The following is a 6,305-nucleotide window of genomic DNA, read 5'->3' on the forward strand; positions in this document are numbered from 1 at the left end:
CCGAAGAATTTAAAAAATATAGTTAATTTGTATAATGCAAGTAATTTGGTTTATTATCTGAGTTATGAGTATGGTGTAGCAAATGTAACGATATATAAATGGATTAAAGAATTATCTCCAATTAAAGTTCTTGAGAAGGATGATACACTTCTAAAGCATACGAAAAGTTAAAAAACGTATTGCTGAACTTGAAATGAAGAATGAAATATTAAAAAAAGCTACCGCTATATTCACAAGAAAACGATAGAAGAAATCGTTACCTTCATCGAAAAATACAAATCAAAATATACCATTATGCTTATATGCAAAGCCTTAAAATTTCCCAGAAGTACTTATTATAAGGCTCTCCTTGCTGTACCTTCAAAACGACAGATGGAAGCCGATAATCTAAAGGCAGAAATCCGTAAGATTTATATAGACAGCAAATGTCGCTACGGAGCCCCAAAGATATATAAAGCACTTAAAGCAATCGGTAAAAATATAAGTTTAAAACGAATACAACGCTATATGTTTTCTATGGGATTACCTTCAATCGTTGTAAAAAAATTTCGTCCATACTCTTCAAAATCAAGTATAGAAGAAAAAGAAAACCTTTTAAACAGAGATTTTAAAGCTAATGGAATAAACCAAAAGTGGTGTACTGACATTACTTATATTTATACTATTAAAGAGGGATGGACTTATCTTGCCACAGTTATGGATCTCTATAGCAGAAAGATTATTGGCTATGCATATGAAACAACAATGACTTTAGATTTAGTAGTTAAGGTACTGGAGAATGTCTGCTTAAATGTAAAAGTAACAAAAGACATAATACTTCATAGTAATCTGGGAACATAGTACACAAGTCAAAAGTTTCAAGAGTTAGTATTAAAAAAGGAAATAATATATTCCTTTAGTCGTAAGAGAACCTTCTATAAAAATGTTTGTATTAAATTCTTTCGTTTCAACTTAAACAAGGAAGAAGTCAAACATAATAAATAAATATTAATCTTTCAAATTTGCCGTAGGATAGGGTAGCATTTGAATTTATTGAATCCTGGCATAAACGAAAAAGGATTTATAGATCCATTAATGATATGACTTCAAATGCAGTTTACGAAAGAGCTGCATTAGATGTTAAAATTTTTGTGTCTATTCTATTGAGGCAAGTCCATTTCGTATCTTTAAGAAAACTATTGAGATACAATCAAAAAAGGAATTATAAAAAATAAATATAAATAAATAAAATTTTAATTTAGTATATTGTTAAACAATTAAAAAGTAATAATTCAGCAAAAGAAAATTTTTTAATTTAAAAGTTCTATTTTTTTATAAATATACAATTTAGATAATAAATAATAAGATCTACAATATATTTTACATATAGTTAATTATGAAAATTATTAAAGTTAATACTGGTTTGGAATTATAATATGGCGGTGACGATATTGAAACAAATTAAAATAATATTACAGAGATTACAGAATAATAATTACTTATTTTCATTAGTAAACAAAGGTTTTGCAATTTTATGCGGATTAATCTCTTCTTCATTATTAAATAGATTTTTAGGACCTACATTAAAAGGTGAATACGCATTCTTATTAAACATAGTAAATATTTTTGTTGTTATTGGGAATCTGGGCATATATCAATCTTATACATATTCAAAACGTAAACATATGAAAAATCAAATTAATGAGTATATGAACATTTTTTTTACTCAGACATTTATTTATTTTTTTATTTGTGTCCTATTATTGCAAAGTCTTTCTAATAAAGTATATAGTTTAGTTATATTTTTAATACCAATACAGATTCTTTCTCAACAATTAAGTATGCTAGTATTAGTAGAGTATATCAAATTCAGACAGAAAGTCAGCTTATTTATTACATTATTTAATACTATTTTAACAATAATCATTTTTATTTTATGCAAAAGATCATTAATATATGCTCTAATAATAATTTTAATTAAAGAAGTAACTACTATAAGTATTTTTATTATAAAAATTGGAGTTTTACCACGTATTTTTGTATTTGATAAAAGAGAATCTATTAAAATTATTAAGTTTGGAATCTATTCAATGCTAACAGCACTTCTGATAGATATGAATTATAAAGTAGATATTTTCTTAATGAAATTTTTTATAGATAATACAGAAATTGGATTATACTCTGTAGGAGCTACTCTTGCAGAATATGCTTGGCTTATTCCTGATGCCTTTAAGGATGTTTTGTTTTCAAAAACAGCTCGAGATGATTCAATTAATGATATCATTAATTGTATAAAAGTAAGTATGCTTTTTTCAATTATAATGTTTATTGGAATTATATTTTTTGGATCTTTTATTATTAAAATATTATATGGAATAGAATTTATAAATTCTTATACTGTAACATATTTGATATTTTTAGGAGTTCCAAGTATGGCATTTTTTAAATTAATTGGACCTTTATTTATAGCGCAAGGCAAACAAAAATTTTATTTTTATGTTTTAAGTTCAAGTGTAATTTTAAATATTATTTTAAATATTATTTTGATTCCCATCTTTGGAAAAGAAGGCGCAGCAATAGCTTCTGTTTTCTCATATTCTTTAAGTGGTATTCTTTTCTATATTAATTTTATTAAACAATATAAAATTTTGTGGTATGAACCTTTGTTTATAAATAAATATGATATATATAAAATTAAAAGAATAATTAGAAATTGAGGTGATATTTATAAATTACAAGGATTATATAAATCTAGAAGTTTATGGATCAAGTAAAAATTTTTTTCAAAAGTTATATGCAAGGTATTTTTTACCACAAACTAATGCAGTTTTTTTAATTAGAACTTTCCAGAGATATAGTGCTAAAAAAAACAAATTAGCTAATATTGTTTCAAAGTATTATAAATTAAAATTAGCAAAATATTATGGTATTTATATTGGCCAAAATACGAAAATTGGAATTGGATTAAGTCTTCCACATCCAAATGGAATTATTTTTGGTGATGGCGTAGTAATTGGTAATAATGTTACAATTTACCAACAAGTTACTTTTGGTGTTGCTAGAAGAGAAGATTCCCCTGCAGGGAAATACCCTATAATAGGAGATGATTGTATTTTTTTTGCGGGAGCTAAAGTCATTGGGAATATTAAAATCGGTTCTAATGTTATAGTTGGAGCTAATTGTGTTTTAAATAGTAACGCTGATGATGATAGTATTTATGTAGGAGTTCCAGGGAAAAAAATAAAGAAGTAATTAAAAAGATACTGAATGAAGGAGATTGTAATGGATTATAAAATATTAATAACGGGTGCAGTTGGCTTTATTGGATTTCACCTTTCAAAAAGATTACTTAACGAATCTTATCAAATAATTGGAATCGATAATTTAAATAATTATTACGATCTAAGTCTAAAACAATCTAGACTTGAAAAGTTAGTCAAATACAACAATTTTAGTTTTTATAAATTAGATATTAAGGATAAAAAAATAGTTGATAATGTCTTTAAAACACATAACCCTATTTACGTTATACATTTAGCTGCTCAAGCAGGAGTGAGATATTCCCTTGATAATCCATATGCTTATGTAGATTCTAATCTAATAGGATTTATGAATATTTTAGAAGCGTGTCGAAATTACCCTGTAAAGCATCTTATTTATGCATCTTCTAGTTCTGTTTATGGTGGAAATAAAGTAATTCCATTTTCCACAAATCATAATGTGGATCATCCTGTATCACTTTATGCAGCTACAAAGAAGGCTAATGAATTAATGGCTCATACATATAGCCATCTTTATGGAATTCCAACCACAGGGTTAAGATTTTTTACTGTATATGGTCCATGGGGGAGGCCAGATATGGCTTATTTTTCTTTTACAAAAGATATTCTGGCAGGAAGGCCTATCAAAGTATTTAATCATGGAAAAATGGAAAGAGATTTTACTTATATCGATGATATTGTAGAGGGAATTGTAAAACTAATTGATAAGATTCCTATTACAAATAATGAGTGGGACGAAAGTAAGGATGGTATAAGTACAAGCTTTGCGCCTTACAAAATATATAATATAGGAAATAATAACCCAGTTTCACTTATGAGATTCATCAATGCTTTAGAATCTGCTCTTGGAAAAGAAGCTAAGAAAATCTATATGGATATGCAGCCAGGAGATGTACTTAAAACTTATGCAGATGTCTCTGATCTTGAAAGAGATATTAATTTTAAGCCAAGTACAACTATTGAAGATGGACTTAAGAAATTCGTAGATTGGTATATCAGTTATTATAAAATTCAAAGCTAATTTAATCTACACAAATCTAAAACAATTATAAGGGGGCACATAAATGAAAATAGCAGTAGCTGGAGCAGGATATGTTGGTTTATCAAATGCTGTGTTGTTAGCTCAACACAATGAAGTTATTGCTTTTGACATTATTCAAGAAAAAGTAGATATGATTAATGATAGAATATCACCAATTATAGATAAAGAGCTTGGGGAATATTTGGCAACAAAAGAATTGAATTTAGTTGCAACAACAGATAATTATAAAGCTTATAAAGATGCAGAGTATGTTATTATTGCTACTCCTACAGATTATGATCCTGATAAAAATTATTTTAATACAAGATCAGTTGAAGCAGTTATAGCAAATGTATTATCAATTAATCCGGATGCAGTGATGATTATTAAGTCAACAGTACCAGTTGGTTATACAAAAAAGGTTAGAAAGATGTTTGAAACAAATAATATTATCTTTTCACCAGAATTTTTACGTGAAGGTAAGGCACTTTATGATAATTTATATCCATCAAGAATTGTTGTAGGTGAGAAATCTGAGAGAGCTAAAAGATTTGCTGATCTTTTAGTACAAGGTGCTATTAAAGAAGATATTCCAGTTTTATTTACTGATTCAACAGAAGCTGAAGCTATTAAATTATTCGCTAATACCTATCTCGCTTTAAGAGTAGCATATTTTAATGAGTTGGATACTTATGCAGAGATTAGAGGACTAAATACTCAACAAATTATTGAAGGAGTATGTCTTGATCCTCGTATTGGAACTCATTATAATAATCCTTCCTTTGGTTATGGAGGATATTGTTTGCCTAAAGATACAAAGCAACTTTTAGCGAACTATGCAGATGTACCTCAGAATATTATGTCAGCAATTGTAGATGCCAATAGAACTAGAAAAGATCATATTGCCGATATGATTATTAAGAAAGCTCCAGAGATAGTTGGAATTTATAGGCTAACTATGAAAACAAACTCTGATAATTTTAGACAATCTGCTATTCAAGGAGTCATGAAACGTATTAAAGCGAAAGGTATTGAGGTAGTTGTATATGAACCAGCTCTAAAAGAAGAAACATTCTTTCGCTCAAGAGTTATAAAAGATTTAAATGAATTCAAGAAAATAAGTGATGTAATAGTTGCTAATAGAATGACTGATGAATTAAAAGATGTCCTAGATAAAGTATATACAAGAGATTTATTTAGCAGAGATTAGTTCTGATTGGATTATTTATTATATTAATACATGAGGAAGATTTGGCGTTAGTATATAACAGTGGACACGAAAAGTTTAACACGATACAATAAGCCCAAGAAAGGTGTGTTAACCATGTCCAAAAACAGTAACCATTATTCAGAAGAATTTAAACAACAAATAGTTGATCTGTATAATGTAGGTAATTCAGTTTCTTACCTGAGTCGTGAGTATGATGTAGCAAATGTAACGATATATAAATGAATTAAAGAGTTATCTCCAATCAAATTATCTGATAAGGAAGAAATCACTGCAAGGAATACGATAAACTAAAAAATGTATTGCTGAACTTGAAATGGAGAATGAAATATTAAAAAAGCTACTGCCATATTTGCAAGAAAACGATAGAAGAAATCGTTACTTACATCGCAAAATACAAATTAAAATATATCGTTAAGCTTATATGTAAAGTCTTAAAAGTTCCTAGGAGCATCTATTATAAAGCTATTGTTGCTGTAGCCTCAAAACGACTGATGGAAGCTGATAATCTTAAAGCAGAAATCCGTAAGATTTATATGGATAGTAAATGTCGTTAGGGGACTCCAAAGAAGATATATAAAGTACTTAAGATAAATGGTAGATATAAAAGTCGCTATATATTCTCTATGAGATTATGTTTAATCGTTGTGAAAAACTTTCGTCCGCACTCCTTAAAACAAAGTGTAGAGAAAACCTTTTAATGGTGTTAGTATATTAGTGTAGACACAAAAAGCCGAACACCTTAAAATATAAAAAGGGAAGGAAGTGTCTACAATGGCAAAAGGGCAAAAGTATT

Annotated in this window: 5 protein-coding genes; all 5 read left to right on the plus strand. The window is 27.8% G+C overall.

Going from position 1 to position 6,305, the window contains the following annotated elements; genetic code table 11:
- Positions 1–264: 264 nt before the first annotated feature.
- The 5 genes from JOD07_RS07555 (at position 265) to JOD07_RS07575 (ending at position 5,491) form a co-directional block, all read left to right on the plus strand.
- Positions 265–840: an IS3 family transposase gene (locus JOD07_RS07555; RefSeq protein WP_334299652.1), complete on the plus strand. Its 576-nt coding sequence runs from the start codon at positions 265–267 to the stop codon at positions 838–840.
- Positions 841–1,430: 590 nt separating this feature from the next.
- A complete protein-coding gene (locus tag JOD07_RS07560; protein ID WP_204613190.1) occupies positions 1,431–2,696 on the plus strand; it encodes an oligosaccharide flippase family protein in 1,266 nt (421 codons plus the stop codon).
- A 1-nt stretch (position 2,697) separates the two neighbouring features.
- On the plus strand, positions 2,698–3,231 hold the full coding sequence (locus JOD07_RS15810) for a serine acetyltransferase (protein ID WP_204613192.1): 534 nt from the start codon (positions 2,698–2,700) through the stop codon (positions 3,229–3,231).
- Between the two features lie 30 nt (positions 3,232–3,261).
- A complete protein-coding gene (locus tag JOD07_RS07570) occupies positions 3,262–4,281 on the plus strand; it encodes an NAD-dependent epimerase (RefSeq protein WP_204613194.1) in 1,020 nt (339 codons plus the stop codon).
- 43 nt (positions 4,282–4,324) lie between these two features.
- Complete coding sequence (locus JOD07_RS07575) at positions 4,325–5,491, plus strand: nucleotide sugar dehydrogenase (RefSeq protein ID WP_204613201.1); 1,167 nt, start codon at positions 4,325–4,327, stop codon at positions 5,489–5,491.
- Positions 5,492–6,305 lie beyond the last annotated feature (814 nt).

It is taken from the genome of Defluviitalea raffinosedens (assembly GCF_016908775.1).
Lineage (GTDB): Bacteria > Bacillota > Clostridia > Lachnospirales > Defluviitaleaceae > Defluviitalea > Defluviitalea raffinosedens.